At 57.2% G+C, this 23,579-nt stretch carries 26 protein-coding genes and 1 riboswitch; of the genes, 24 read left to right on the forward strand and 2 right to left on the reverse strand.

All coding sequences use genetic code 11. The features are described from left to right. Nucleotides 1-79: 79 nt before the first annotated feature. Nucleotides 80-292 carry a DUF1731 domain-containing protein gene (locus tag ACFSO0_RS12140; protein WP_376880519.1) on the reverse strand — a complete coding sequence of 71 codons (213 nt, stop codon included), beginning with the start codon at nucleotides 290-292 and terminating at the stop codon, nucleotides 80-82. Between the two features lie 290 nt (nucleotides 293-582). Between ACFSO0_RS12140 and ACFSO0_RS12145 the strand changes: the two genes are divergently transcribed. The 15 genes from ACFSO0_RS12145 (at nucleotide 583) to ACFSO0_RS12215 (ending at nucleotide 13,983) form a co-directional block, all read left to right on the forward strand. Further along, nucleotides 583-1,452 carry a sugar nucleotide-binding protein gene (locus tag ACFSO0_RS12145; RefSeq protein ID WP_376880521.1) on the forward strand — a complete coding sequence of 290 codons (870 nt, stop codon included), beginning with the start codon at nucleotides 583-585 and terminating at the stop codon, nucleotides 1,450-1,452. Next, on the forward strand, nucleotides 1,449-2,147 hold the full coding sequence (locus ACFSO0_RS12150) for an aspartate/glutamate racemase family protein (protein WP_376880523.1): 699 nt from the start codon (nucleotides 1,449-1,451) through the stop codon (nucleotides 2,145-2,147). The genes ACFSO0_RS12145 and ACFSO0_RS12150 overlap by 4 nt, the downstream gene beginning before the upstream one ends. Nucleotides 2,148-2,355: 208 nt before the next feature. Next, entirely contained in the window at nucleotides 2,356-3,387 is a 1,032-nt protein-coding gene (locus ACFSO0_RS12155) for a VOC family protein (RefSeq protein WP_376880525.1), read from the forward strand. 50 nt (nucleotides 3,388-3,437) lie between these two features. Then, nucleotides 3,438-4,517, forward strand: a complete 1,080-nt coding sequence (locus tag ACFSO0_RS12160; protein ID WP_376880528.1) for an NAD(P)H-dependent flavin oxidoreductase — start codon at nucleotides 3,438-3,440, stop codon at nucleotides 4,515-4,517. 1 nt (nucleotide 4,518) lies between these two features. Continuing rightward, on the forward strand, nucleotides 4,519-5,040 hold the full coding sequence (locus ACFSO0_RS12165; protein ID WP_376880531.1) for a GNAT family N-acetyltransferase: 522 nt from the start codon (nucleotides 4,519-4,521) through the stop codon (nucleotides 5,038-5,040). After that, nucleotides 5,037-6,209: an N-acetylglucosamine-6-phosphate deacetylase gene (nagA, locus tag ACFSO0_RS12170; protein WP_376880533.1), complete on the forward strand. Its 1,173-nt coding sequence runs from the start codon at nucleotides 5,037-5,039 to the stop codon at nucleotides 6,207-6,209. The genes ACFSO0_RS12165 and nagA overlap by 4 nt, the downstream gene beginning before the upstream one ends. Before the next feature lie 342 nt (nucleotides 6,210-6,551). Next, a complete protein-coding gene (locus ACFSO0_RS12175; protein WP_376880535.1) occupies nucleotides 6,552-7,544 on the forward strand; it encodes a LacI family DNA-binding transcriptional regulator in 993 nt (330 codons plus the stop codon). Nucleotides 7,545-7,559: 15 nt separating this feature from the next. Beyond that, nucleotides 7,560-8,477 carry a ribokinase gene (gene rbsK, locus ACFSO0_RS12180; RefSeq protein WP_376880537.1) on the forward strand — a complete coding sequence of 306 codons (918 nt, stop codon included), beginning with the start codon at nucleotides 7,560-7,562 and terminating at the stop codon, nucleotides 8,475-8,477. 10 nt (nucleotides 8,478-8,487) lie between these two features. Then, nucleotides 8,488-8,883, forward strand: coding sequence for a D-ribose pyranase (gene rbsD / locus ACFSO0_RS12185; protein WP_376880539.1), 396 nt, complete (start codon nucleotides 8,488-8,490; stop codon nucleotides 8,881-8,883). A gap of 32 nt (nucleotides 8,884-8,915) precedes the next feature. Then, nucleotides 8,916-10,421 carry a sugar ABC transporter ATP-binding protein gene (locus tag ACFSO0_RS12190; RefSeq protein WP_376880542.1) on the forward strand — a complete coding sequence of 502 codons (1,506 nt, stop codon included), beginning with the start codon at nucleotides 8,916-8,918 and terminating at the stop codon, nucleotides 10,419-10,421. Further along, nucleotides 10,411-11,337 carry an ABC transporter permease gene (locus ACFSO0_RS12195; protein ID WP_376880545.1) on the forward strand — a complete coding sequence of 309 codons (927 nt, stop codon included), beginning with the start codon at nucleotides 10,411-10,413 and terminating at the stop codon, nucleotides 11,335-11,337. Before ACFSO0_RS12190 ends, ACFSO0_RS12195 begins: the two co-directional genes overlap by 11 nt. A gap of 32 nt (nucleotides 11,338-11,369) precedes the next feature. Then, entirely contained in the window at nucleotides 11,370-12,326 is a 957-nt protein-coding gene (gene rbsB / locus ACFSO0_RS12200) for a ribose ABC transporter substrate-binding protein RbsB (RefSeq protein ID WP_376880548.1), read from the forward strand. A 274-nt stretch (nucleotides 12,327-12,600) separates the two neighbouring features. Beyond that, nucleotides 12,601-13,026 (forward strand): arsenate reductase (thioredoxin), encoded by a 426-nt coding sequence (gene arsC, locus ACFSO0_RS12205; protein ID WP_376880551.1) that lies wholly within the window; start codon nucleotides 12,601-12,603, stop codon nucleotides 13,024-13,026. A gap of 131 nt (nucleotides 13,027-13,157) precedes the next feature. Beyond that, nucleotides 13,158-13,490, forward strand: coding sequence for an ArsR/SmtB family transcription factor (locus tag ACFSO0_RS12210; RefSeq protein ID WP_376880553.1), 333 nt, complete (start codon nucleotides 13,158-13,160; stop codon nucleotides 13,488-13,490). A 73-nt stretch (nucleotides 13,491-13,563) separates the two neighbouring features. Next, a complete protein-coding gene (locus ACFSO0_RS12215; RefSeq protein ID WP_376880555.1) occupies nucleotides 13,564-13,983 on the forward strand; it encodes an ArsI/CadI family heavy metal resistance metalloenzyme in 420 nt (139 codons plus the stop codon). 108 nt (nucleotides 13,984-14,091) lie between these two features. Here the strand turns inward: ACFSO0_RS12215 and ACFSO0_RS12220 are convergent, their stop codons facing one another. Further along, complete coding sequence (locus tag ACFSO0_RS12220) at nucleotides 14,092-14,640, reverse strand: PadR family transcriptional regulator (protein WP_376880557.1); 549 nt, start codon at nucleotides 14,638-14,640, stop codon at nucleotides 14,092-14,094. Between the two features lie 360 nt (nucleotides 14,641-15,000). Between ACFSO0_RS12220 and ACFSO0_RS12225 the strand changes: the two genes are divergently transcribed. From ACFSO0_RS12225 to ACFSO0_RS12265, 9 genes are all read left to right on the forward strand, one after another. Beyond that, entirely contained in the window at nucleotides 15,001-15,987 is a 987-nt protein-coding gene (locus tag ACFSO0_RS12225) for an ABC transporter ATP-binding protein (protein WP_376880559.1), read from the forward strand. Further along, the gene (locus ACFSO0_RS12230) at nucleotides 15,981-16,835 is read left to right on the forward strand and encodes an ABC transporter permease (protein WP_376880561.1); all 855 of its coding nucleotides are present in this window, start codon (nucleotides 15,981-15,983) and stop codon (nucleotides 16,833-16,835) included. The genes ACFSO0_RS12225 and ACFSO0_RS12230 overlap by 7 nt, the downstream gene beginning before the upstream one ends. Next, entirely contained in the window at nucleotides 16,832-17,623 is a 792-nt protein-coding gene (locus ACFSO0_RS12235; RefSeq protein ID WP_376880563.1) for an ABC transporter permease, read from the forward strand. Before ACFSO0_RS12230 ends, ACFSO0_RS12235 begins: the two co-directional genes overlap by 4 nt. Before the next feature lie 21 nt (nucleotides 17,624-17,644). After that, the gene (locus ACFSO0_RS12240; RefSeq protein WP_376880566.1) at nucleotides 17,645-18,706 is read left to right on the forward strand and encodes an ABC transporter substrate-binding protein; all 1,062 of its coding nucleotides are present in this window, start codon (nucleotides 17,645-17,647) and stop codon (nucleotides 18,704-18,706) included. Nucleotides 18,707-18,871: 165 nt separating this feature from the next. Next, nucleotides 18,872-20,143, forward strand: coding sequence for a copper resistance CopC/CopD family protein (locus ACFSO0_RS12245; protein ID WP_376880569.1), 1,272 nt, complete (start codon nucleotides 18,872-18,874; stop codon nucleotides 20,141-20,143). Between the two features lie 13 nt (nucleotides 20,144-20,156). Further along, nucleotides 20,157-20,777, forward strand: coding sequence for a YcnI family copper-binding membrane protein (locus tag ACFSO0_RS12250; protein WP_376880571.1), 621 nt, complete (start codon nucleotides 20,157-20,159; stop codon nucleotides 20,775-20,777). 207 nt (nucleotides 20,778-20,984) lie between these two features. Beyond that, a complete protein-coding gene (locus ACFSO0_RS12255; RefSeq protein WP_376880573.1) occupies nucleotides 20,985-21,215 on the forward strand; it encodes a hypothetical protein in 231 nt (76 codons plus the stop codon). A gap of 250 nt (nucleotides 21,216-21,465) precedes the next feature. Then, nucleotides 21,466-22,557 (forward strand): ribosome small subunit-dependent GTPase A, encoded by a 1,092-nt coding sequence (rsgA, locus tag ACFSO0_RS12260; protein WP_376880575.1) that lies wholly within the window; start codon nucleotides 21,466-21,468, stop codon nucleotides 22,555-22,557. Between the two features lie 121 nt (nucleotides 22,558-22,678). Next, nucleotides 22,679-22,780, forward strand: a riboswitch (purine riboswitch). A gap of 205 nt (nucleotides 22,781-22,985) precedes the next feature. Beyond that, nucleotides 22,986-23,576 (forward strand): xanthine phosphoribosyltransferase, encoded by a 591-nt coding sequence (locus ACFSO0_RS12265; RefSeq protein WP_376880577.1) that lies wholly within the window; start codon nucleotides 22,986-22,988, stop codon nucleotides 23,574-23,576. Nucleotides 23,577-23,579 lie beyond the last annotated feature (3 nt).

Raw genomic sequence — 23,579 nt, forward strand, 5'->3', positions numbered from 1 at the left:
TCGAATTTCGCTGAACTCTGGTTTTCACCATCTGCTATTCCATATACAGGGAGGTGCAGATTCCATCCAGCGTTCCCGCCTATGCTTTTTCCGCAGACACGAGCAAATCCCGCAGCGCAGGCTCAAGATCGGTGTAGGCGAACGAAAAGCCGTGTTCCAGCCACTTCGCGGGAATGCAGTTGCGGCCAGTCAGGGCGAGGCCCGGATCGGCGCGCATCACGAGGCAGGTCCCGAGCCAGACGAGAGGAGCGGGCGCCGCCTGCCAGCACAACCTTTTTGCCCACGATTTCATCCCCTCTCGAAATCTTGCTTTTTTCTGCTAGATTCATCTGGTATCGTTGGGGTATATTGTACTGGTACAATCAGGAAGGGGACATGCTGATCGGTCGCGGCTGGACGGTGGAGCAGAGGCGGTTGCATCCATTGGAATGAAAACGGTTGCATCCGCTGTGGGGAAACCAGCTACATCCACGTTGCGGAGCCGTTCACATCCACTGTGCAGAGGCGGCCACACCCACGTTGGTGAAAAAGCAAAGAGACGTTATTCACAAAAAACGGGCAGGGAGGGGGCGAAGAAGGCAAATGAGCAAGCGGAAAATCCTTTTGCTCGGTGCGAGCGGGTATCTCGGCGGGCAAATACTTCACGAGCTTCAGGTCAGGCAGGAGGGCGAGGTGACCGCTACCTGCTTTTCATCTCCGCCGCAATCCGGGTTGCTGCGCATGGATGTCAAAGATTCGCCGGCTTTTTCCGCATTTTTGCGCGAGCTTTTGCCGGATGTGGTCATCTGGTCGCTGCGGGGCAATGACAGCGCTGATGCGCAGGAGCTGGTCGAGCAGGGCATGCCGACGCTGCTGGCGCATTTGCCGGAGCAGGCGAAGCTGGTCTACCTGTCCACGGACGGCGTTTTCGGGCAAAAGGCGGGGCCCCATCGGGAGGACGCAGAGATTGTGCAACTGGACGAACGCAATCCGCTCGCCGGCTATTGCAACGCCAAAATACGGGGCGAAGAGTTTGTCCGCGAAGGCCATGCCCGCCATCTGGTCGTGCGCTTCGGGCCGATTTACGGAAAGAACGCGCAGGGCAGATGGGACAAGCGAACGCAGGACCTGGCGGAAGCCTTGACGCGCGGGGGCGTGGTGGTGCTCACGCAAAATTTGTACAAAAGCTTTGTCCATGTACAAGACTTGGCCCGGGCGGTGGTCGAGCTGGCCCTTGGGCCGTATACGGGTACGCTGCATGTGGGACCGGCCCAAAAGGCAAGCTACTACACGTTTGCCGTCAAAATGGCGGAGGAGCTCGGCTTCGATTCTGGGCTGGTCAAGGCGGATGAGCTGTCCGCAGAGAGGGCGGGCGAACTGGGAATCCCCTTGGACACGTCCCTGGATACGGGCAAAGCGCGTTCTTTTTTGCAAACGACCTTTCGCAGCTTGAATGAGGAGGAATCGAGATGAAGACGATTGGACTGATTGGCGGGATGAGCTGGGAATCGTCCCGCGTGTATTACCAGTTGGTGAACGAAGGAGTGCGGGACAGGCTGGGCGGCTTGCACTCGGCGAAATGTCTCCTGTACTCCGTCGATTTCGCCGAGATCGAGGAACTGCAGCATGCCGGGAAATGGGCGGAGGCTGGCGAGCACATGGCAGATGCGGCGCGGCGTCTGGAGGCGGCAGGGGCCGAGCTGATCGTGCTGTGCACCAATACGATGCACAAGCTGGCGCCCGCGATTACAGGCGCGACGAGGCTGCCGTTTCTGCACATCGCCGATGCGACCGCCGCGAAGATCAAAGCGGACGGGTATCAGCGAGTCGGCCTGCTCGCCACACGCTTCACGATGGAGCAAGACTTCTACACGGGCAGGCTGCGGGATGTGCACGGGCTGGAGGTGCTGCTCCCGGATGAACAGGGAAGGCAGACCGTCCATGCCATCATTTACGAAGAACTGTGCCGGGGGATCGTGCGCGAGGAGTCGAAGCAGGCGTACCGGCGCATCATTTCCGGCCTGGTCGAGGCTGGGGCGCAGGCGATCATCCTCGGCTGCACGGAAATCGGGCTGCTCATCGCCCAGGCGGACTGTCCGGTGCCGGTGTACGACACGACGGAAATTCACGCGATTGCTGCGGTGGAGGCAGCGCTTGGCGGCATATAGCGGCAGGGGGCGCGATCCTGACAAAACGATATAATTCAGCAGCGTCCTTCCCCAGCCCCGCGCATGGCGCAGCGAATCAGCATGCCAGACCGGTTTCCCAAAAAGGATCAGCCGGTCTTTTTGGCGTGGACAAAAGAGGGCGCGCATGGGCGGACAATGCTATAATAGCTTCAGCAGGAAGTAAGGGATTCACGTAGGAGAGATGCGCATGATAGACAGACTGGATCACTTGGTCTTGACCGTACGGGACATCGGGGAAACTTGCCGGTTTTACGAGCAAGTCCTGGACATGCAGGCGATCACCTTTGGCGACGGCAGGCGGGCATTGCAGTTCGGGCAGCAAAAAATCAACCTGCATCAGGCTGGGCGCGAATTTGAACCGAAAGCGCAGCGGCCTGTCCCCGGCTCGGCCGATCTTTGCTTTCTCACCTCGGTGCCGCTGGAGCAGGTCGTGCGGCGCATCAAGGCCAGCGGCGCGGCTATTATCGAAGGACCCATCCAGCGCACAGGGGCGACGGGGCCGATTATGTCCGTCTACCTGCGCGACCCGGACGGCAATCTGATCGAAGTCGCGAATGCACATTCGCCCCAGCCAGACGAGCCTGCGGACCCTGCCGTAGCTGGCATCAGCACCGTGCTCCGCGAGCGGGAGGCAGGCATCATGGGCGGCGAGAAGTACGGCGAGTTCAGCGTTCTGTTGCCGCTCGTTCATCTGGATGACGGACGGCTGGGCATTTTGTTTGAAAAGCGGGCCAGCACGATGCGGCGGCAGGCGAATGAAGTCTGTTTTCCCGGCGGGCGTGTGGAGGAAGGCGACGAGTCGCGCTGGGCGGCAGCCAGGCGGGAGACGAGCGAAGAGCTGGGGCTGCCGCTGGAGCGGATTCAGTACATCGGCGATCTGGACATCTTGCTCGGGCCGGGCAGAGGGAGCATTTATCCGTTCGTCGGCTATTTGCATGACATCTCGGACATGAAGCCCAATCCGGCAGAAGTCGGGGAGGTGTTCGTGCTCGCGCTGGACACGCTGCTGGCCATGCAGCCGGCCGTGCACACGACTTCTACCTATATGCAGCCGGCAGACGACTTTCCCTTTCACCTGATTCCCGGCGGGAAGCGCTACCCGTGGAGGTCAGGGACGGTCGAGCACCTGTTTTACGAGGTGGAAGGGCGCGTGATCTGGGGCATGACGGCACGGGTGCTGGCGCATTTCCTCGATCTGGTTCGGCAACGGCAGCAGTAGAGGCAGCAAAGGTACGGAAACAAAAATGAAAATGAGGGAGCAGGATAGCAATGTGGAAGGCAAATCCGATCACGTCTCGATTGCGTGTAAAATGGCCCATTATTCAGGCAGGAATGGCGGGGGGCACCACGACTCCCGAACTCGTCGCTGCCGTATCGTCTGCGGGTGGGCTGGGCACGCTGGGCGCGGGCTATTTGAGCGCAGAGAGAATTCGCCTCGCGATCCGGGAGATTCGCCAGCGTACGGACCAGCCATTTGGGGTCAATCTGTTCATCCCGGAGAAATTCGATGGGGAAAGTCAGGTATCCGCCCCTGTCTCTGCAGCCATGAACGAGATGCGGGAGAAGCTGGGGATTCCGGCGGATTGGAAGGTGACGCGCTTTGCGGAGCCGTTCGAGGAGCAAATGGCAGCAGTGGTGGAGGAACGTGTGCCCGTGTTCAGCTTTACGTTCGGGCTGCTTGAGCAGCGTTGGCTGTCTGTGTTGAAGCAGCAGGGCACGACCGTCATCGGGACGGCGACGACAGTCCGCGAAGCCGTGGCGCTGGAAGCGAGCGGCGTCGACATGATCACGGCGCAAGGGAGCGAGGCGGGCGGTCATCGCGGCTCCTTCTTGCCCGATTCTCCGAGCAACCTCGTCGGGACGATGGCGTTGGTCCCGCAGATTGTCGACCGTGTGCGCATCCCGGTGATCGCTGCGGGAGGAATCATGGACGGGCGGGGGATTGCCGCTGCCTTCGCGCTGGGGGCGCAAGGTGTACAGCTGGGGACTGCCTTTCTGGCGTGCGTGGAGAGCGGCGCCCATCCGCTGCACAAGCAGGCTCTGCGCGAGGCGAGCGACGAGGCGACCGTGCTGACACGGGCCTTTTCCGGCAAAGCCGCCAGAGGCATCGAGAACGACTTCATGATACATCTGGCGCCGCATGAGAACGAACTGCCGCCGTATCCGGTACAGAATGCCTTGACGCGCGACATCCGCAGCGCTGCCGCCAAACAGAATCGGCCGGAGTATTTGTGCCTGTGGGCGGGACAGGCAGCAGCGCTTAGCCGGGACGTGAGCGCAGGCGAGCTGGTCAGCAGACTGGTTGTGGAAACGGAACGGGTATGCCGCAGTCTGCGGTGGGGGGAATGACATGCGCGAGCTCGAAATCAGGCGTCTGGGCGCAGCGGACACTACGTGGCTGGGCGACTTTTTCGAGGAACACTGGGGCGGCGCCGTCATGGTGTACGGCGCGCGCCGCCAGCAGTTCGACTGCGCGAAGCTGCCGGGCTTTGCCGCCTGGCAGGACGGTCGGGTCGTCGGAGTTCTCACGTTTGCTGAAGGAGAAGACGACCTGCAGATCGTCTCTCTCGACAGCCTGCAGGAGAGGAGTGGCGTCGGCAGCGCGCTGATGGCAGCTGCGCAGGAGGCGGCGCGCCAGGGCGGAAAACGGCGCATCTGGCTGCTGACGACCAACGACAACCTGCACGCGCTGCGCTTTTATCAGAAGCGCGGATACGAACTGGCGGCAGTTCACCGCCATGCCGTTGCCATTGCGCGAAGCATCAAGCCGTCCATCCCCGCTGTAGGGAATGACGGAATCCCGCTGCGGGACGAGTTGGAGCTGGAAAAGCTGCTGGTCGAGACAGGCAGCATGACGGAGGGATTGACATGAATCAGACCATCGCCCTGAAAGGAACCGTCATTGCAGACGGGCAAGAAATTACTGACGGGCTGGTCGTCGCAGCTGGCGGCACCATCGTTTACGCCGGCAGGGCAGGCGGCTATACAGGCAGCTTGCCCGCAGAGGTGCGGGACGTGACCGACGGTTGGATCGTGCCTGGCTTCATCGACATGCACATGCACGGGATCGACGGTCACGACACGATGGACGGCACGCCGGAATCGCTGCAAGCGATCTCCCGCGCCCTGACACGCTTTGGCGTGACAACGTTTTTGGCGACCACAATGACGGCGCCGTACGCGCAGCTGGAGGCGGTGCTGCAAATGATCGCCCGGCACAGCCGTGAAGGAATGCCGGGTGCGCAGGTAGCAGGCATCCACCTGGAAGGACCGTGGATCAACCCGCGCTACAAGGGCGCGCAAAAGGAAGAAAACATCGCCTTGCCGTACATGGACGCGGTGCGCCGGCTGTACGAGCTGGCAGACGGGCTGATCAAGGTCGTGACGATTGCGCCGGAGCAGCCGGAAGCGCTGGAGGCGATCGCCTGGCTCAAAGAACGCGGAGTCATCGTCTCGGCGGGACACACCGGAGCGACGTTCGCGCAAGCGTCCAAGGCGGTGGAAGCGGGTGTGCGCCACTTTACACACTGCTTCAACGCCATGACCGGCTTGCACCACCGCGAGCCGGGGGTGGTCGGCGCCGCGATGTACCACGAGCAGTTGAGCACCGAGTTGATCGCCGATGGTATTCATGTCCATCCGGCCGTCATGCGCATTTTGTACCGGGTGAAATCGGCGGGACGCCTGGCGCTGGTCAGCGACTCGATGCGCGCGGCAGCCTTGGGCGAAGGCACCTACGATCTGGGCGGACAGGAGGTGCACGTCCGCGGGGCAGAGGCCAAGCTGGCGGACGGCACCTTGGCCGGCAGCATTTTGACCCTGAACCGGGCAGTAGGCAACATGGTGACGCTAAGCGGCGTACCGCTGCCGGAAGCGGTCGAAATGGCAGCAGGCACCCCGGCGCACATCCTGGGCATAGCGGGGCGCAAAGGCCGTCTGGCAGCAGGCTTCGATGCGGACATCGTCGTGCTGGACAGCGCTTTTGACGTGCAGGCGACTTACGTGGCGGGGAAAGAAGTGTATCGCAGCGAACGCGGATAAGCCGAATAATACAATACGGACCGTACAGGGGCAGTCTAAACGGAGATGTTTGGGCTGCCCTTTTTCTGTTCCGTACGGGAACGCCTCAATCGTGGCCGGGCGCAGCCGCGATTTCCACTGAGGCAAAACGCATGCGGCAAAACGCAGCTTGCCCCCGGCATCCGTCTGCGCACAGCTCTTTTTTACGGAAAAGCGCGAGAACCTCTTGACAGCGTTTTTTGTCCGGGAGTATATTGATAGCAAACATGAAACCGGTTACACACGAATGACGTTTGCGATCATTCTCTTTTTTCGGATAGTGTGTAACCGGTTACACATCAGAAGCGACGGTGAAGCGAAGGCATGGCAACGATACGCGACGTGGCCAAACTGGCGGGGGTCTCTGTAGCAACAGTGTCCAGAGTCCTCAACAAGAACGGATACGTCAACAAAGATACGGAACAAAAGGTGGCCAAGGCGATCGAACAACTGAATTATGAACCGAATGCCGTCGCGCGCGGATTGGCCGGAAAGCAGACAGGCACAATAGCGCTGATATTGCCCGATATTGCCAACCCGTTTTTTCCGGAGATTGCGCGGGGCGTGGAAGACGTCGCCCAAAAGCAAGGCTTTACCGTCATTTTGTGCAATTCGGACGATCAGGGCCAAAAGGAAAAATCGTATATCGAAATGCTGCGCAAAAAATACGTCGACGGCATCATTTTCGCCTCCAATACGCTGGGGCAGGAAGACGTCGAGCAGATGAACAAAAACAACATCCCGCTGGTCGTGCTCGACCGGGCCCCGACCAGTCAGTCGTGCAGCGTGATCCGCTCGCGGAACTACGACGGAGCCAGGATGGCCGTCCAGCATCTGCTCGACATCGGCTGCAAAAAAATCGCCCATCTATACGGACCGCAGGAGCTGATTACCGCGAAGAAGCGGATGCTCGGATACGAAGAGTCTGTCCTCCATTTCCCGTGGTATACGCCCAGCCTGATGGTGCCGGGGCATTTCCGGATGGACGGAGGGCTGACTGCGGTCAAGGAGCTGTTTGCCAAACACCCGGATGTGGATGGAATCTTCTGCGGCAACGACCTGATGGCGATTGGCGCGTTGAAAGGGCTTTACCAGCTGGGCGTGCGCGTGCCAGACGACGTCGCCCTGATCGGCTTCGACGGGATCAGCCTGACGGAAATTACACAGCCGGAGCTGTCCACCATCGCCCAGCCGAACTACGACATGGGCGCGCTGGCGGCGAAGGTGCTGATCGAGACGATTGAGTCGGGAGTTATGGAAGCCAGGCTGTACGAGCTGGACGTAGAGCTGATTGTGCGCGATTCCACGAAAAGATAAAAGGAGAGGGAAACGATGAGAAAACAGCCGCAGGTTGTCGTCATCGGCAGTTTGAACATGGATCTCGTCGTCGAAGCGGATCGCCCGCCGCAAATGGGCGAGACGGTGCATGGCAACAACGTGCACTTCATCCCTGGCGGCAAAGGAGCCAACCAGGCAGTCGCGTCAGCCAGGCTTGGGGCGAAGACCGCGATGATCGGGGCGGTCGGTGCAGATGCTTTCGGCAAAGAGCTGCTGCAGGCGTTGAAGCAGGAAGGCATTGATGTGGATGGGGTAAAGACGGTGCCGGATATGCACACGGGGGTCGCCTCCATCGTGCTGTCCCAGGGAGACAACCAGATCATCGTCGTGGCGGGAGCGAACGGCAAGGTCACGGCTGAGGACATCGACCGTCACAGGGACTGGATCGCGCAGGCAGACGTCGTTTTGCTGCAGCTGGAAATCCCGCTGGAAACGGTGATGCACGCTGCTTCCAAGGCGAAGGAGCTGGGCAAAATGGTCGTGCTCAATCCCGCACCCGCCCGCGCTCTTCCGGATGAACTGCTGCGACAGGTAGATGTGCTGATCCCGAACGAATCGGAGCTGTTCCTGCTGGCGCAGACGGATGCTGATGCCGGACTGGAGAAAGCGATGCAGGCGATGCTCCAAAAAGGGGTAACGACCGTCGTGACGACACTGGGCGCCAAAGGAGCCGCGTACATGACCGCCGCAGGCGAAAGCGGCCATGTAGCCAGCTACCGTGTGCAGGTGGTCGATACGACGGGAGCCGGCGATTCGTTCAACGCCGGATTCTCCTGCGCCATCGCCGGCGGAGCCGCTGTCCGCGAGGCAGTCGCTTTCGCCACCAAAGTAGCTGCGCTCGCGGTGACCAGGCTGGGCGCACAGGCAGGCATGCCCACCCTCGCACAAGTAGAGGAATTCAGCGCAGAGTAAGGGGGACTTTATGAAAAAAACAGGCATTTTGAACGGCGAAATTTCAGCCGTGATCAGCCGGCTCGGTCACACCGATCAGATCGTCATTTGCGACGCCGGTTTGCCGATTCCAGACTACGTGACCCGGATTGACCTGGCGATCGTTCCGGGCTTGCCATCCTTTTTTGACGTGCTGAATGCCGTCCTGCTGGAAATGCAGGTGGAGAAGGCGATCTATGCAAAGGAACTGGCCACAGCCCAGCAGGACACGCTCGCAAAGCTGCAGGCTGCCTTGCCAGGGACAGCTATGGTTGCTGTCTCGCACGAAGCGTTCAAAGAGCAGACGAAAAACGCCAAGGCCATCATTCGCACAGGTGAGTGCACACCTTATGCAAATGTCATCCTGCAGGCAGGCGTGACGTTTTAACGATACACACGGCGAAGGGAGGAGGAGAGCACATGTCCGCTTATTTGTTGGAGATGAAAGGAATCAGCAAATCGTTCCCGGGTGTGAAAGTGTTAAATGAAGTCCAGTTGAACCTGAGAAACGGCGAACTGGTAGCATTGATGGGGGAAAACGGCGCGGGCAAGTCCACGCTGATGAAAATTCTCGGCGGCATCTACGAGCGGGACGCGGGGACGATCATCGTCAAAGGGGAGACGGTGGACAAGATGACGCCGGATGTCGCCGCGAGCAAAGGCATCGCGATCATCCACCAGGAGATGAACCTGATTCCCCATCTGTCGATCATGGAAAATATTTTTCTCGGCCGCGAATTTACGTACGGCAAATCGGGATTCGTCAATTGGCGCAAGATGCGGCAGGAAGCCAGGCGCTGGCTCGACCAGCTGGCGATCAAGCTCGACCCGGACACGCTGGTCGGCGATCTGTCAGTCGGACAGCAGCAGATGATCGAGATCGCCAAGGCGCTTTCCATGCAGGCAGACATACTCGTGCTGGACGAACCTACGGCCGCGCTGACCAGCCGCGAGATCGACGCCCTGTTTGAAATGATCGCGTCGCTCAAGCAAAAAGGCGTCGGGATGATCTACATTTCCCACCGGATGGAAGAAATCTTCCAGGTGAGTGACAGGATCACCGTACTGCGCGACGGCCAGTACGTCGGAACAGTCGAGACAGCCAGGACCAACCTCGACGAGCTGGTGCGGATGATGGTCGGCCGCGAGATTACCGACCGCTTCCCGAAAGCGGAAGTGCAGATGGGCGGGGAGCGGCTGCGCGTCGAAAATTTGAGCGTCAAAGGCAAGCTGTCGAACATCTCGTTCTCCGTCAAAAGCGGCGAAATTGTCGGAGTGGCCGGACTCATGGGCGCGGGTCGCACGGAATTGGCCAAGGCGCTGTTCGGCATGGAGAAAGTGCGGGAAGGGCAAATTTTCGTGGACGGCCGTCCGGTCCGCATGGGGCGTCCCATCGATGCGATCTCGGCTGGCATTGCGCTCGTGACAGAAGACCGCAAAGAAGAAGGGCTGGTTTTGTCGCTTTCCGTCCGCGAAAACATCTCCCTGCCGAATCTGGAGAAAGTCTCGTCCATGGGCGTTCTGAAGCCGAGCCAGGAGCAGCAGCTCAGCAATGATACGATCCAGCGGCTGTTCATCAAGACGGCGGGCGGCGAGCAGATCGTCGGTTCGCTGTCGGGCGGCAACCAGCAGAAGGTCGTCATCGGCAAATGGCTGGCGACCAAACCGAAAATTTTGATCCTCGACGAGCCGACGCGCGGGGTCGACATCGGGGCGAAAAAAGAAATCTACGACATCATGAACCGGCTTGCACAGGAAGGTGTGGCCATCCTGATGATCTCCTCGGAGCTTCCGGAGGTGCTGGGGATGAGCGACCGCGTGCTGGTCATGCACGAGGGGCGCATCACCGGCGAGTTTGGCCGCAGCGAGGCGACACAGGAAGCGATTATGCATGCGGCGACGGGAGGAACTAGCCATGCGGTTTAATGTTTTGCAGAGAATGGGCCCGCTGCTCGGGCTCGCCTTGATCGTCATCGTCCTGTCGGTCATCAACAGCGACTTTTTGACGGTCAGCAATATTTTCAACGTTCTTCGCCAAATTTCCATTAACGCGCTGATTGCTTTCGGGATGACCTTCGTCATCTTGACGGGCGGCATCGACTTGTCCGTAGGCTCCATGTTGGCTCTTGCAAGCGCTATCACGGCAGGCTTGATGGCTGGCGGCATGGATACCTGGCTGGCTGTCCTGATCGGCCTTTTGGCAGGTGTCGTCATGGGGGCGATCAACGGCTTGATTATCACAAAGGGGAAAGTGGCGCCGTTTATCGGGACGCTGGCGACGATGACGGTTTTTCGCGGGCTGACGCTCGTCTACACCGAAGGCAAACCGATTACGGGTCTGAACGCAGACTTCGCCATGCTGGGGAAAGGATTTTTCCTGGAGATTCCGATGCCTGTCATCTGGATGCTGATTTCTTTTGCCATCCTGTACTTCCTTCTTCGTCATACGACTTTTGGCAGACATGTATACGCGCTCGGCAGCAACGAGGAAGCGACCAAGCTGTCCGGGATCAACACCGGAAAAGTAAAGGTGCTGGTGTACGCGGTCAGCGGCCTGCTGGCAGCCTTGAGCGGAATCATCCTCACCTCCCGCCTCAACTCGGCGCAACCGACGGCAGGAACATCGTACGAGCTGGATGCGATCGCAGCGGTAGTCCTCGGGGGCACGAGCTTGTCCGGCGGGCGCGGCTGGATCGTCGGCACCTTGATTGGTGCGATGATCATCGGTGTGTTAGATAACGGTCTCAATCTGCTGAATGTCTCTTCCTTCTACCAGTCGGTAGTCAAAGGGGCGGTCATTCTGATTGCAGTATTGCTCGACCGATCTAAAGCAAATAAATAAGTAAGCAGACAATTAAGGAGGATGGAATCGTTATGAAGAAATTTTGGAAAATGGCTTTGGCTTCGACGCTGGTGCTGGGGGTGCTGGCAGGCTGCTCGACTTCTTCCAATCTGGAAAACAAGGCGCCGGAGCAATCGGCAGGCAATGCAGGCGCAGGCGGCGCGGCTGGCGGCAAAGTGACCATTGGTCTGGCTGTATCCACCCTGAACAACCCGTTCTTCGTCTCCTTGAAGGAAGGGGCAGAAAAAGCGGCAAAAGAAGCAGGAGCAGAGCTTTTGGTCGTAGACGCGCAAGATGACACGGCGAAGCAAATCAGCGGCGTCGAAGACCTGATCCAGAAAAAAGTAAGCGTCATCATGATCAACCCGACAGACAGCGCAGCGATCGTCACAGCGGTCGAAGCGGCAAATCAGGCAAACATTCCGGTCATCACGGTCGACCGCGCGGCAGAAGGCGGCAAAGTGGTATCCCATATCGCCTCCGACAACGTCAAAGGCGGTAAAATGGCAGGCGACTTCATCCTGGAAAAACTGGGCGGCAAAGGCAACATCGTCGAACTGCAAGGGATTGCGGGCACTTCCGCAGCGCGCGACCGCGGCAAAGGCTTCCACGATGCAGTAGACAGCAAAGAAGGCGTGAAAGTGGTGGCGTCCCAGCCGGCAGACTTTGACCGTGCCAAAGGCCTTTCCGTTATGGAAAACATTTTGCAAGCCAACAAAGACGTACAAGCTGTATTCGCGCACAACGACGAAATGGCTCTGGGCGCTCTGCAAGCAATCGAAGCGGCCGGCAAAAACATAATCGTCGTCGGCTTCGATGCGACGGACGACGCAGTGAAAGCCGTAAACGACGGCAAAATGGCTGCTACCGTAGCGCAAAAACCGGCGGCAATCGGCGAAACCGCTGTACAAACGGCATTGAAAGTAGCCAAAGGGGAAACCGTAGAAGCGAACATCCCGGTTGACCTGGAACTGGTTACGAAGAAGTAAGGCGCGTAAACATAGCGCAGAAGCATGCAGCCTCCTCCTGTAGCTCTACAAGAGGAGGCCTTTTTTTACCGGGTACTGCAGATTTCATAGGGAGAATGTTTCGTAAAGGTTTTGTAAAACATAGCCGCATCGCCCGTAAATACCCTCATCGCTATATTATACTTTGGTTGAGGAATGGGGGGATGAGAACAATGGACGATTGCCTTCGTGAACCTGGCACTTTGCTTACAGAAAAAGTATTTTCAACCAAGACACAATCAAGGGAGAATGAAACATGACTGACAAGTCTTTGGTCTATTTTCTTTGCACGGGCAACTCTTGCAGAAGTCAAATGGCGCACGGATTTTTACAAGCACTTGGCGGGGAGAAATACGAAGTGATGAGTGCAGGGCTGGAAGCACACGGGCTGAATCCACGCGCTGTCGAAGCGATGAAAGAAGCAGGAGTGGATATTCGCCATCACACCTCGGATGTCATTGACCCTGTCATTTTGGGCAAAGCCGAATACGTCATTACGTTATGTGGCCACGCGGATGAAAACTGCCCTGTGATCCCGAATCCGAATGTGATCAAAATGCACTGGGGATTTGCTGATCCAGCAAAGGCAACAGGGACGGAGGAGGAAGTAAGGGAGCAGTTCCGAGCCGTTCGTGATGCCATCAAGAGCCGCGTTGTCCAGTTCGTCGCAGAAGGAAAATAAACGCGAAGTGCCCCCGGTGTTCGCAGCAGGGGGCTATTTTATATCAAAAAAAATTGATAAATGCCATTGCATTTGCAAATCCGTGGTGGTATAGTGGATACATCAAAAAAAGTTGATGCAGGTGAGTAACGATGAAGCAGCTACCCATACTTAACCTAGAAGATCGGGGAGCGACGTTTGAACAGTATGAAGCCAAATTCAAGGCCCTTGCGGATCAGAGGCGGCTGCAAATCATGTACGTGCTGACTATGCGCGGCAAGGTTTGCGTATGTGATCTGGCAGACGTAATGGATATGGCGCAGTCCAAATTGTCCTACCATCTCAAAATCCTGCTCGACGCCAATCTCATTCAAAAAGAATCGGATGGTACGTGGAACTACTACGAGCTGAACCATACACAGATCAATCACCTTCTGTCCGAAGAACTTTGCTGCTTGTTTCGGTCCGGCAACTCTTGCTGCTAAGTTCTTTTTCTCAAAACATCAATTTTTTTCGATATTAACATCAAGTTTTTTTGATATTTAAGGAGGGATTGTCATGCTGTATGCACATGTCGGGATTAACGTTACCAATTTGCAGAAGTCGATCGCGTTTTACTCCAAGCTGTTTGGTGCAGAGCCTGTCAAAGTGAAGCCGGATTACGCCAAGTTTCTTTTGCCTTCACCGGGGTTGAACTTCACGTTGAACACAAGCCCCGAGGTTAGCGGGAATCAGGTGAGTCACTTTGGTTTTCAGGTTGCCTCGACACAGGAGGTTCTCGCCAACAAAAACCGGCTGGAGAAACTCGGTATCTACGCGGAAAAAGAGGAAATGGACACCACCTGCTGCTATGCGACCCAGGACAAATTTTGGGTACATGACCCGGACGGAAACGAGTGGGAGTTTTTTTACACCAAAGCAGAAGCGGATGTTCTGCGTGAGGATGCGGGCGGCTGTTGTGCGGCACCAGCAAGTTAGGAAAATCGGGAGAGCTGCTGCTGATGCTCGAAGCGGGAAGAGGGTCCTTTCGCAAAAAGGGCCCTCCGTCTTCCACAGCACGCGAAGGGGAGAGCCGTATGAATCGGATTACTCCTGGTTTTTCTTTTCCAGCAATTCCAATACCCATTCGCACCATTTGATGTCTTCCTGCATGCGACGGCAGCCCCAGGAGAGCAGGATATAGTCGCCGAAGGATGGATGGGACGGATCATTTGGGCTCCCCTCTGATTGCTGCTCGATTTCCTGCATGATGTGCTGATACATTTGCAGCTGCTCCCGGCAATGATCGATTCGCTCGTGGAACAACGCGCGGGAAGTCCTGGCATCCGCGAATGACAAGCAGCATGCCTTCAGGACGAGCTCATCGCGGGCGACAGGCTCGGCTGTCGGTTCTGCGAGCCACAATTTCAAGGCAGTCTTGCCTTTCTCTGTAATGGAATACACTTTTTTATCCGGCCGATCGGTCTGATGGACGCGAGTGAACTGCATGTAACCATTATGTTCCAGTTTGGCGAGGAGCGGGTAAATCTGGCTGTGTTTGGCTTGCCAGTAAGGCTGAAGCTGGAGCATTAGATCATAGCCGGAGCTGGGGGTGCGGGCCACCAGTCCAAGAAGTCCGTACGCGAGTGTGTTCAATCGATAATGCCCCCTGACTTTACATTTTTATAGCTATTATAGGTAGGGCGGCGAACCGAATCAATAAGCCCCGTTTTTTCCTGTCGATTCCCTCTGGTTCATTCCTTGTTTATTTCCGAGCCGGGACGATGGGGCGGCAGAGCCGGGAGAACGGCAGACTACTGATTATACATAGGAGAATGTGCATAAATATAGCAGGCCGCTCATCATGCGAGGCCCCGGTTTTTTCATGCCGTACCTCCTTCTTCCAGATGGAGGAAAAATGCACCAGAAAGGTTTGAAACTGTTTACAAAACGCAGCTTATTCGATATAGTAACCTAGATTGCTATGAGAATGATGACATATGGTGAGATGGCCGAATGAAAACAATCATACATCTGGACAACATCGAAAAACGCTTTGCCGAAGCACTCGTCGTTCCCCCTCTGTCGCTTGCGATTGAAGAAGGGGAATTTTTGACGTTGCTCGGACCGAGCGGCTGCGGAAAGACGACCCTCTTGCGGATGATTGCCGGCTTCGAGGAGCCGACAGCGGGTGAGATTTTCCTCGATGGCAAGCCGCTGGGGCACGTGCCTCCGTACCACCGCGACATGAACATGGTGTTTCAGCAGTACGCGCTGTTTCCGCATATGAATGTGGAGCAAAACATTCTGTTCGGCTTGAAAATGAAGAAAGTCCCTGCCAGCGAGCAGAAACGCAGGCTGGAAGAAGTGCTGCAGTACGTCCAGCTGACGGAGCTGCGCAAGCGCACGCCGAAGCAGCTGTCTGGCGGCCAGCAGCAACGGGTAGCCATCGCGCGGGCGATCATCAACAATCCGCGCGTGCTCTTACTGGACGAGCCTTTGGGCGCACTGGACTACCAACTGCGGAAAAGCTTGCAGCTGGAACTGAAAAACTTGCAGAAAAATCTGGGCATTACCTTTATTTACGTTACGCACGACCAGGAGGAAGCGATGGCGATGTCCGACCGGATCGCCGTCATGAACAAGGGGCAAATCGAGCAGATTGCCGCACCGGCGCAGATTTACAACAAGCCGCAGACGCTGTTCGTCGCCACCTTCATCGGGGAGAACAACATTTTCCGTCAGGGCAGCACTTGTACGGCTGTTAGGCCGGAGAAGATCAAGCTGTACCGGACAGACGCTTCGCCAGAGGAGCATCGCTTGAAAGGCAAGATCACGGACGCGGTATTCCTGGGCAATCTGCGCAAGGTCTTTATCCGCCTGGATGGCCAGGACATGACCGTGATGGCCCATCAGTATGCGGGTGACGGCCTCGACTGGCAGGTGGATGATCGCGTGGCAATTGGCTGGTCCCGGCAAGACGAGGTGATCCTGCCTTGTTAAACAAAAAACCGGTCAAACTGCTCGCGGTTCCGGCACTGCTGTGGCTCTTTGTGCTGTTCGTCGTGCCGATGCTCCTGATCGTCGTGCTCTCGTTCCTGAATAGAGGAACGTACGGTCAAGTTGTCTACGAGTTCACTGCGAACAACTACATCCGCATTTTCGATCCGCTGTACGGGCAGATCTTTGGGGACACATTTGCGGTAGCTGTCCTGACGACGGTGCTGTCGCTGCTGCTTGGCTACCCGCTCTCGTACTACATCTCGCGCCTGGAGCGCTCCCGGCAGCAAATCTGGCTGCTTTTGGTCATGATTCCGTTCTGGATCAACTTTCTCGTCCGCTCTTACGCGTGGGTGATTATCCTGCGTTCGCAGGGCGTGGTCAACACGGTGCTGGAATCGCTCGGGCTCATCTCCGAGCCGCTGCCGCTTTTGTACAATTCCGGGGCAGTTCTGTTGGGGATGGTCTACACGCTCGTTCCGTTCATGGTGCTGCCGATTTACGTGTCGCTGGAGCAGATGGACCGGCGCAAGCTCGAAGCGGCATACGATCTGGGAGCGACGCCGTGGAAAGCGCTTTGGCATGTAACGCTGCCGATGACCAGATCCGGCGTCGTGACCGGCTCGATTCTCGTCTTCGTCTCGTCCATCGGCATGTTCGTGGTGCCGGATGTGATGGGGGGAGCGAAGTCTGCCTTGATGGGCAACGTCATCCAGAACCAGTTCCTCTCGGCGCGTGACTGGCCGTTCGGATCGGCCTTGTCGATTGTGCTGATGCTCTTGTCCATGCTGCTGATCCTGCTCTACTTCCGCGCGGTAAAAGCCGGGGAAGCAAAGGAGGGTGCCGCATGAAAACATGGCGCAGAAACGCGTTGTCCAGCTACTCCTGGCTGATGCTCGTCTTCCTGTACCTGCCGATTGCCATCCTGATGCTCTACTCGTTTAACGATTCGCGGATCAATGCGGTGTGGAGCGGCTTTACCTGGAAATGGTACGTGTCCCTGTTTGACAACAGGCAGGTGATGCAGGCGCTGGCAAACAGTCTGTCCATCGGGATCATCAGCAGCGTGCTGGCGACGATCCTGGGCACGGCTGCTTCGCTGGCGATCAAGCATTATTCCCTGCGCTGGCGGTCGATTGTGAACGGGCTGGTCTACTTGCCGATCGTCATTCCCGAGATCATGATGGGGCTGGCGCTGCTCGTATTGTTCAGCCAGATGCACATGGAGCTGGGCAAAGCTACCCTGATCATGGCGCATGTCACCTTCAGCATGCCATACGTCATGGTCATCATATCGGCCCGGCTCGCGGAGATGGGCAAAGAGCTGGAGGAAGCGTCCCAGGATTTGGGGGCGACGCCGTGGGGGACACTCCGCCACGTGACCTTGCCTCTCATCATGCCAGGGATTGTGGCAGGCTTTCTCATGTCTTTTACCTTGTCGCTCGACGACTTTATCATCTCGTTTTTTGTGGCGGGGCCGAATTCGACCACGTTGCCTTTATACATCTACGGTCTGGTAAAGCGCGGGGTATCCCCGGAGGTCAATGCCCTGTCCACCTTGCTGATTTTGTGTACGGTGCTGCTCGTCATCATCGCGGAACTGTTCAGACGCAAAGATTCAAAATCGATCACATTTTGATTGGGAGGTTGAGAGGAGAAAATGAAACGATTCAAGTCTATCATGATCGGCGCTTTGGCGGCCGCACTCGCATTGACTGCCGCAGGTTGTTCGTCGTCCTCGCCGGAGGGGCAGGAGGAGCAGGTACTCAACATTTACAGCTGGGCTGACAACTTCGACCCGGACGTCATCAAGGATTTTGAGCAAAAGTACAACGTCAAGGTCAACTACGACGTCTACGGCAGCAACGAAGAAATGCTGGCGAAGATCCAGGCAGGTGCATCCGGCTACGACCTGATCCAGCCGTCCGACTACATGGTCGCCACCATGATTCAGTTGGGCCTGCTGGAGGAACTGGACAAGAACGCCATCCCGAACGCCAGGAACATCGTGTCCACGTTCAAGACGCCGCCGTTTGACCCGGACAACAAGCACTCCCTCGTCTACACCTGGGGCATTACAGGGATCGCCTACAACAAGAAGTACGTGAAGGAAGTACCGACGAGCTGGGCCGATCTGTGGAAGGAAGAGTACAAAGACCGCGTGATCCTCTTGAACGACCCGCGCGAAGTCATGGGCATGTCTCTCATCAAAAACGGCTTCTCCAACAGCACCAGGGACAAGGCCGAGCTGGAAAAAGCGTTCGCCGACCTGAAGAAGCTCGTACCGGGAGTCGTCGCATTCGACACCGACAACATCAAGCAAAAAATGATCGCCGAAGAAGCGTGGATCGGCACGGTCTGGTCCGGCGATGCCGCCTTCATCCACGCGCAAAACCCTGACGTGGAATACGTGATTCCAAAGGAAGGCGCGACCATCTGGGCAGACACCCTCGCCATTCCGAAAGGCGCAGGGCACAAGGAGCTGGCCGAGAAGTTCATCAACTACCTGCTGGAGCCGCAAGTCAGCGTGAAAAACTACGAATCCATCGGCTACAGCAACCCGAACGAGCAGGCGTACTCCCTGCACAGCGAAGAATACCGTTCCAACAAAATGATCTTCCTCGACAAGGCAGACATCGATCGCGCCGAGTGGCTGGTCGATGTGGGAGACGCCCTGCAGCAATACGACCGCTACTGGACCGAGCTGAAGAGCGGACGATAAACCATACCGAGACCAGGCGATGTGCCGGTCTCGTTTTTTGTTTTTGCGCGGCGTGTCAACAATTCGTCACAGCAGATAGCCCGTTTGAGCCATGTTGACCCTCCCCCATGTTTGTTAGGATAAGGCTGTGAGAAGGCGATGGAAGCAAAGTGGATGGTGGTAAGCATGAAACGATACATGGCCTTGCTCTGGCTCGCGCTGTTCCTCGTGCTGGGCTCGCCCGCGACGACAGCTCTGGCGCACGCTGGGCTGATCGGCAGCAGCCCGAAAGACGGCGAACTGCTGAAGGACAATCCGGGACAGATCTCGCTGCACTTTACAGAAACGCTGGAGCCAGATCTGGTGGACATTCGTCTGTACGACTGGAACGGAGAGGAAGTCAGGCTGAACCGCCCCGCCCTGCAGCCGGGCGACGCTTCTGTGGTGAGGGCAGAACTGCCGGATTTGCAGGAAGGCACATACGTCGCGATCGTCTCTGTCGTTTCCGAGGACGGGCATCCCGTGGAAGAGCGTGTCACGTTTTCCATCGGGCAAAAAAGCGCCTCGGTGGCAGATCCGACACAGCCCAAGACGGACAACCGTTATTTGCTTGTATACCGTTACCTCACGCAAGGGTTGATCTTGCTCGGCGGAGGCTTGTACCTGCTGGCAAGGCAGGGAGCGCGCAGCGGCTTGCCGGATTTTTCCCGGCTGCTGGGAATTGGCAGGCAGATCGGTTGGGGCCTGATGCTGGTTGGCCTGGTGTTCCTCTGGTTTCTCTATGATGAATCGCTCCCCGCAGTGTCTTTGACGGATGCGCTTTGGCAAGGGAACGGGGACATCTTGAAGCAGTCTTCTTTTGCCGTCATGCTGCTCGTCTCGCTCGGCCTGCTGCTCTTGCTGGCGATTCCGAACATGGTGACAGGCTGGTACCTGTTTTGCTGGGGGGCGCTGGTTGGCACGCAGGCGTTTGGCGGGCATGCCTGGGGAATATCCCCCGTCTGGCTGTCTCTGCTGCTCAGGCTGCTGCACGTCATGACGGTTTCGCTCTGGATGGGGGCACTTGTTTATTTATTGTTGGCGTACCGGCATATGGAACAGGACAAGGCTGCCTTTCGGGCGTTTTTTCTCAAGGCGGTGACTGGCGCATCCCTCTTGGCGGTGCTGACAGGTCTCGTCATGCTGTTCGTGCAGACGGACGCACAGAGCATCTGGCAAAGTTCCCTGCTCTGGAGCAAGCTGCTCTTTGGCAAGGTGCTGCTGGTGTGCGCGATGCTGTTGCTCGCCTATCTGCAGAGGAAGCGCTGGCGCAAGGGAGAAGCGCTCCGTGTGAGGCTGCTGCGCTGGGAAATCATTCTAGGCTTGCTGGCGCTGCTGGCCGGGATATGGATGAGCCAGACCAGTTATCCGACGGCTGGAACCACCGATACGCATGTTGCGATTCACGATCGTCATTAGGAGGGTTTTCGGTATGAAAGCGAAAAAATGGATGAGCAGCGTACTGATCGCAGGAGCGGTACTGACCCTGGCATCTGCAGCACAGGCGCACGTCAACGTCTATCCGAAAGAGACGACGACAGGAGCGTACGAGAAATACACCGTGCGCGTGCCGGTAGAGAAAGATGTGAATACGACAAAGGTCAGACTGGAGTTTCCGGCAGACGTGAAGGTCAGCACCGTACAGCCGATTCCGGGCTGGAGCTACGAGTTTGAAAAAGACAAGGACGGAAAGAACACCGCGCTGGTGTGGACTGCGACGGACGGCGGTATCAGGCCGCACGAGTTTATGGAGTTCGCGTTTGTCGGCGCCAATCCGAAAGAGGCGGGCACGCTGTCCTGGAAGGCGTACCAGACGTATGCGAACGGAGAAGTAGTCGAGTGGACAGGCGCTCCTGACTCCAAGACACCTGCATCCGTCACGACGGTCAAAGCAGGTGCAGGAGAGGCGGGACACGATCACGGGCAAGCTGCAACGGCGGCTCCGGCTGCGGATACGGCAGCTCCGGCAGGCGGAAGCAACACGCTGCCACTCGTCCTCTCCGGATTGGCACTGCTCCTCTCTATTGTCAGCCTGTTCCGCAAAAAAGCATAAAGACTTGGCAGCGAGCCGCACAGAGAGTTTGTCTGTGCGGCTTTTTTGCGCGCGCGAACTGTGCGTAGCCTGACGGCAGGTTGCCGGGCGGAGGCTGTCAATCGTCCGTTTTCGTGACGTTCTGTCCCATGTCAACGGGAAAAACATGGTATACTGGTGAGACAAGCAGCTCACACTCATAGCCGGGCGCAGAAGGGAAAGAAGTATATGGACACATTCATCGGCATTGTGATTCTTGCGGTCTTGTTATACGTTCTTTTTGCAAATAAGAAAAAAGGCAAACGCAGACGCTCCCATCTGTCGTCCTCGAACAATGATGTGTACTACGTGGACGACCACTACAACAGTGACGATTCGGATGGAGGATGGAGCTGGGGGCACGACAGCCACAGCCATAGCGACAGCCACAGCCACAGCCACTGCGGCGGGGACGACTGACCCTTTTGCTTTGCTGCCATTTCATGGTACAATCGGTGGGCAAATACAATGAAACCGGACGCGATGCGACGGTTTGAAAAGGAGAGATGTTTTATGGCAAACAACAAATGGACACAGATTGCAGCGAGCAGGGTCACAGGAATCCTCCTTTCAACCGAACACGAAGTCCGTTCCTGATGTGAGGATTCGACTGTGACTGGTTTTGGCGACAAGCCTGGGACATACAACCATTCGCAGGGGGAATCCAATCGTGAATCACCAAATCAAGAAAGCAGTATCTACTTTGCAAACATGGGGCTGGGATGACACATTCGCGCGTCATTTTGCCCCTTTTGCCGAACAAGGCTACAGCGTGGGACGAGTGACGCTGGAACATAAACGCATGTACCGACTCCAGAGCGAGCATGGCGAGCTGCTGGGGGAAGTGACAGGCAAGATGCGGTACGAAGCGACAGGCCGCGAGGATTATCCGGCCGTAGGGGATTGGGTCGTGATCCGTCCGCGAGCGGAGGAAAAGAAAGCGACGATTCACGCGCTCTTGCCGCGCAAGAGCAAGTTTTCCCGCAAGGCGGCAGGCGAGACGGTCGAGGAGCAGATCGTGGCGGCCAACGTCGATACCGTTTTTTTGGTCAATGCCTTGAACAATGACTTCAATATACGCCGGATGGAGCGCTATTTGATCCTCGCGTGGGAGAGCGGCGCCATGCCCGTCATTGTGCTTAGCAAGGCAGACCTGTGCGATGATCTGGAAGCGTGCCTGCGGGAAGTAGAGTCGGTGGCGATCGGCGTGCCTGTTCACGTCGTCAGCGCCGAGCGCGGCGAAGGGCTGGAGCAACTGGCTCCGTACCTTGGGGCCGGACAGACGGTCGCCCTCATGGGGTCTTCCGGGGTCGGCAAATCGACGCTGATTAACAAATTGAGCGGGAGTGAGATGCAGCGGGTAAGCGGAGTGCGCGAAGGCGATGACCGCGGCAGGCACACTACGACGCACCGGGAGCTGTTTCAGTTGCCGGGCGGAGGCTTGATGATCGACACGCCGGGAATGCGCGAGCTGCAGTTGTGGGAAGCGGACGAAGGCTTCCGCGGGGCGTTCGATGACATTGAGTCGATCGCGGAGTCGTGCCGCTTCAACGATTGCAGTCACATGCGGGAGCCGGGCTGCGCCGTGCAGGAGGCCATCGCGGACGGCACGCTGGAAAAGGCCAGGTTCGACAGCTATCTCAAGCTGCAGCGGGAGCTGGCCCATCTGGCGCGCAAGGAAGACGCGAGACTGCAGGCCGCAGAAAAGGAAAAATGGAAGAAAGTCCACATGCAAATGCGGCAGCGCAAGCCGAAGCGATAACAGGAGAGCCCTCGGATGATCGGGGGCTTTTTCCTCTGTTTTCCATAAGAATTTGGCGGAGTCGGCAATCAAAAAATAACGCTTGCTCCACAGAAGCCAAATATGATAGATTGATCAATGTCCAAAAAGCATACTGCAGGCTCGTATAATTTTGGGAATAAGGCCCAACAGTTTCTACCAGGTGACCGTAAATCGCCTGACTACGAGTGAGAGAGCGTCCGCGGCTGCTTTTCCCTTTTATGATGGTTTTACGAGGGAACAGTTCCGGAGACGCTTGCGCAATCAAGAAAGCGTGCTGACCTGTGGGAATACAAGCCCAGAGGGACAGATTTCACTTGGAGTCGGTGTTTTCGTTTATGCCACCCCGTGATCTGTTCCTCTGGGCTTTCTTGTTTTTTACTCTGCTGCAACCTTGGAGGGGGAAATAGATGAAAGAATTGCAGGAGCGAATCGTCCGGGATGGAAAAGTTTTGTCCGAATCGGTATTGAAGGTTGACGCCTTTTTGAATCATCAGGTGGACCCGCAGCTGACGATGAAGATCGGTGCCCGATTCGCCGAACTGTTCCGCGAAGAGAACGTGACCAAAGTAGTGACGATTGAAGCGAGCGGCATCCACTTCGCCCTCGCGACGTCATATGCGCTGGGTGTCCCGTTTGTTTACGCCAAAAAGAAAAAGGCCGTCACCTTGACGGAGGAAGTGTACTCGGCGAAGGTCCACTCCTTTACGCGGCAGGAGACGTATCAGATCAGCGTGTCCAAACAGTATTTGCAGGCAGGCGACCGCGTGCTGATCGTCGATGATTTCCTCGCTACCGGAGCGGCTCTGATCGGCCTTGCCCAGATCGTCAAGGATGCGGGGGCACACCTCGTGGGCATCGGCGCTGTCATTGAAAAGAGCTTCCAGGAAGGCCGGGGGCTGCTGGAGAAACAGGGCATCCGCATCGAGTCGCTGGCTCGCATCCAGTCCATGTCTTCCGGCCAGATTCACTTTATCGAGTCGGCTGCGACACACGCGTAATTC

This window comes from Brevibacillus sp. GCM10020057, assembly GCF_042683565.1.
GTDB lineage: Bacteria > Bacillota > Bacilli > Brevibacillales > Brevibacillaceae > Brevibacillus.

Excerpts from the sequence above, each read along its gene's own strand:
- ACFSO0_RS12140 (WP_376880519.1), bottom strand. The coding sequence starts at position 292 with ATGAAATCGTGGGCAAAAAGGTTGTGCTGGCAGGCGGCGCCCGCTCCT.
- ACFSO0_RS12145 (WP_376880521.1), top strand. The coding sequence starts at position 583 with ATGAGCAAGCGGAAAATCCTTTTGCTCGGTGCGAGCGGGTATCTCGGC.
- ACFSO0_RS12150 (WP_376880523.1), top strand. The coding sequence starts at position 1,449 with ATGAAGACGATTGGACTGATTGGCGGGATGAGCTGGGAATCGTCCCGC.
- ACFSO0_RS12155 (WP_376880525.1), top strand. The coding sequence starts at position 2,356 with ATGATAGACAGACTGGATCACTTGGTCTTGACCGTACGGGACATCGGG.
- ACFSO0_RS12160 (WP_376880528.1), top strand. The coding sequence starts at position 3,438 with ATGTGGAAGGCAAATCCGATCACGTCTCGATTGCGTGTAAAATGGCCC.
- ACFSO0_RS12165 (WP_376880531.1), top strand. The coding sequence starts at position 4,519 with ATGCGCGAGCTCGAAATCAGGCGTCTGGGCGCAGCGGACACTACGTGG.
- nagA (WP_376880533.1), top strand. The coding sequence starts at position 5,037 with ATGAATCAGACCATCGCCCTGAAAGGAACCGTCATTGCAGACGGGCAA.
- ACFSO0_RS12175 (WP_376880535.1), top strand. The coding sequence starts at position 6,552 with ATGGCAACGATACGCGACGTGGCCAAACTGGCGGGGGTCTCTGTAGCA.
- rbsK (WP_376880537.1), top strand. The coding sequence starts at position 7,560 with ATGAGAAAACAGCCGCAGGTTGTCGTCATCGGCAGTTTGAACATGGAT.
- rbsD (WP_376880539.1), top strand. The coding sequence starts at position 8,488 with ATGAAAAAAACAGGCATTTTGAACGGCGAAATTTCAGCCGTGATCAGC.
- ACFSO0_RS12190 (WP_376880542.1), top strand. The coding sequence starts at position 8,916 with ATGTCCGCTTATTTGTTGGAGATGAAAGGAATCAGCAAATCGTTCCCG.
- ACFSO0_RS12195 (WP_376880545.1), top strand. The coding sequence starts at position 10,411 with ATGCGGTTTAATGTTTTGCAGAGAATGGGCCCGCTGCTCGGGCTCGCC.
- rbsB (WP_376880548.1), top strand. The coding sequence starts at position 11,370 with ATGAAGAAATTTTGGAAAATGGCTTTGGCTTCGACGCTGGTGCTGGGG.
- arsC (WP_376880551.1), top strand. The coding sequence starts at position 12,601 with ATGACTGACAAGTCTTTGGTCTATTTTCTTTGCACGGGCAACTCTTGC.
- ACFSO0_RS12210 (WP_376880553.1), top strand. The coding sequence starts at position 13,158 with ATGAAGCAGCTACCCATACTTAACCTAGAAGATCGGGGAGCGACGTTT.
- ACFSO0_RS12215 (WP_376880555.1), top strand. The coding sequence starts at position 13,564 with ATGCTGTATGCACATGTCGGGATTAACGTTACCAATTTGCAGAAGTCG.
- ACFSO0_RS12225 (WP_376880559.1), top strand. The coding sequence starts at position 15,001 with ATGAAAACAATCATACATCTGGACAACATCGAAAAACGCTTTGCCGAA.
- ACFSO0_RS12235 (WP_376880563.1), top strand. The coding sequence starts at position 16,832 with ATGAAAACATGGCGCAGAAACGCGTTGTCCAGCTACTCCTGGCTGATG.
- ACFSO0_RS12240 (WP_376880566.1), top strand. The coding sequence starts at position 17,645 with ATGAAACGATTCAAGTCTATCATGATCGGCGCTTTGGCGGCCGCACTC.
- ACFSO0_RS12245 (WP_376880569.1), top strand. The coding sequence starts at position 18,872 with ATGAAACGATACATGGCCTTGCTCTGGCTCGCGCTGTTCCTCGTGCTG.
- ACFSO0_RS12250 (WP_376880571.1), top strand. The coding sequence starts at position 20,157 with ATGAAAGCGAAAAAATGGATGAGCAGCGTACTGATCGCAGGAGCGGTA.
- ACFSO0_RS12255 (WP_376880573.1), top strand. The coding sequence starts at position 20,985 with ATGGACACATTCATCGGCATTGTGATTCTTGCGGTCTTGTTATACGTT.
- ACFSO0_RS12265 (WP_376880577.1), top strand. The coding sequence starts at position 22,986 with ATGAAAGAATTGCAGGAGCGAATCGTCCGGGATGGAAAAGTTTTGTCC.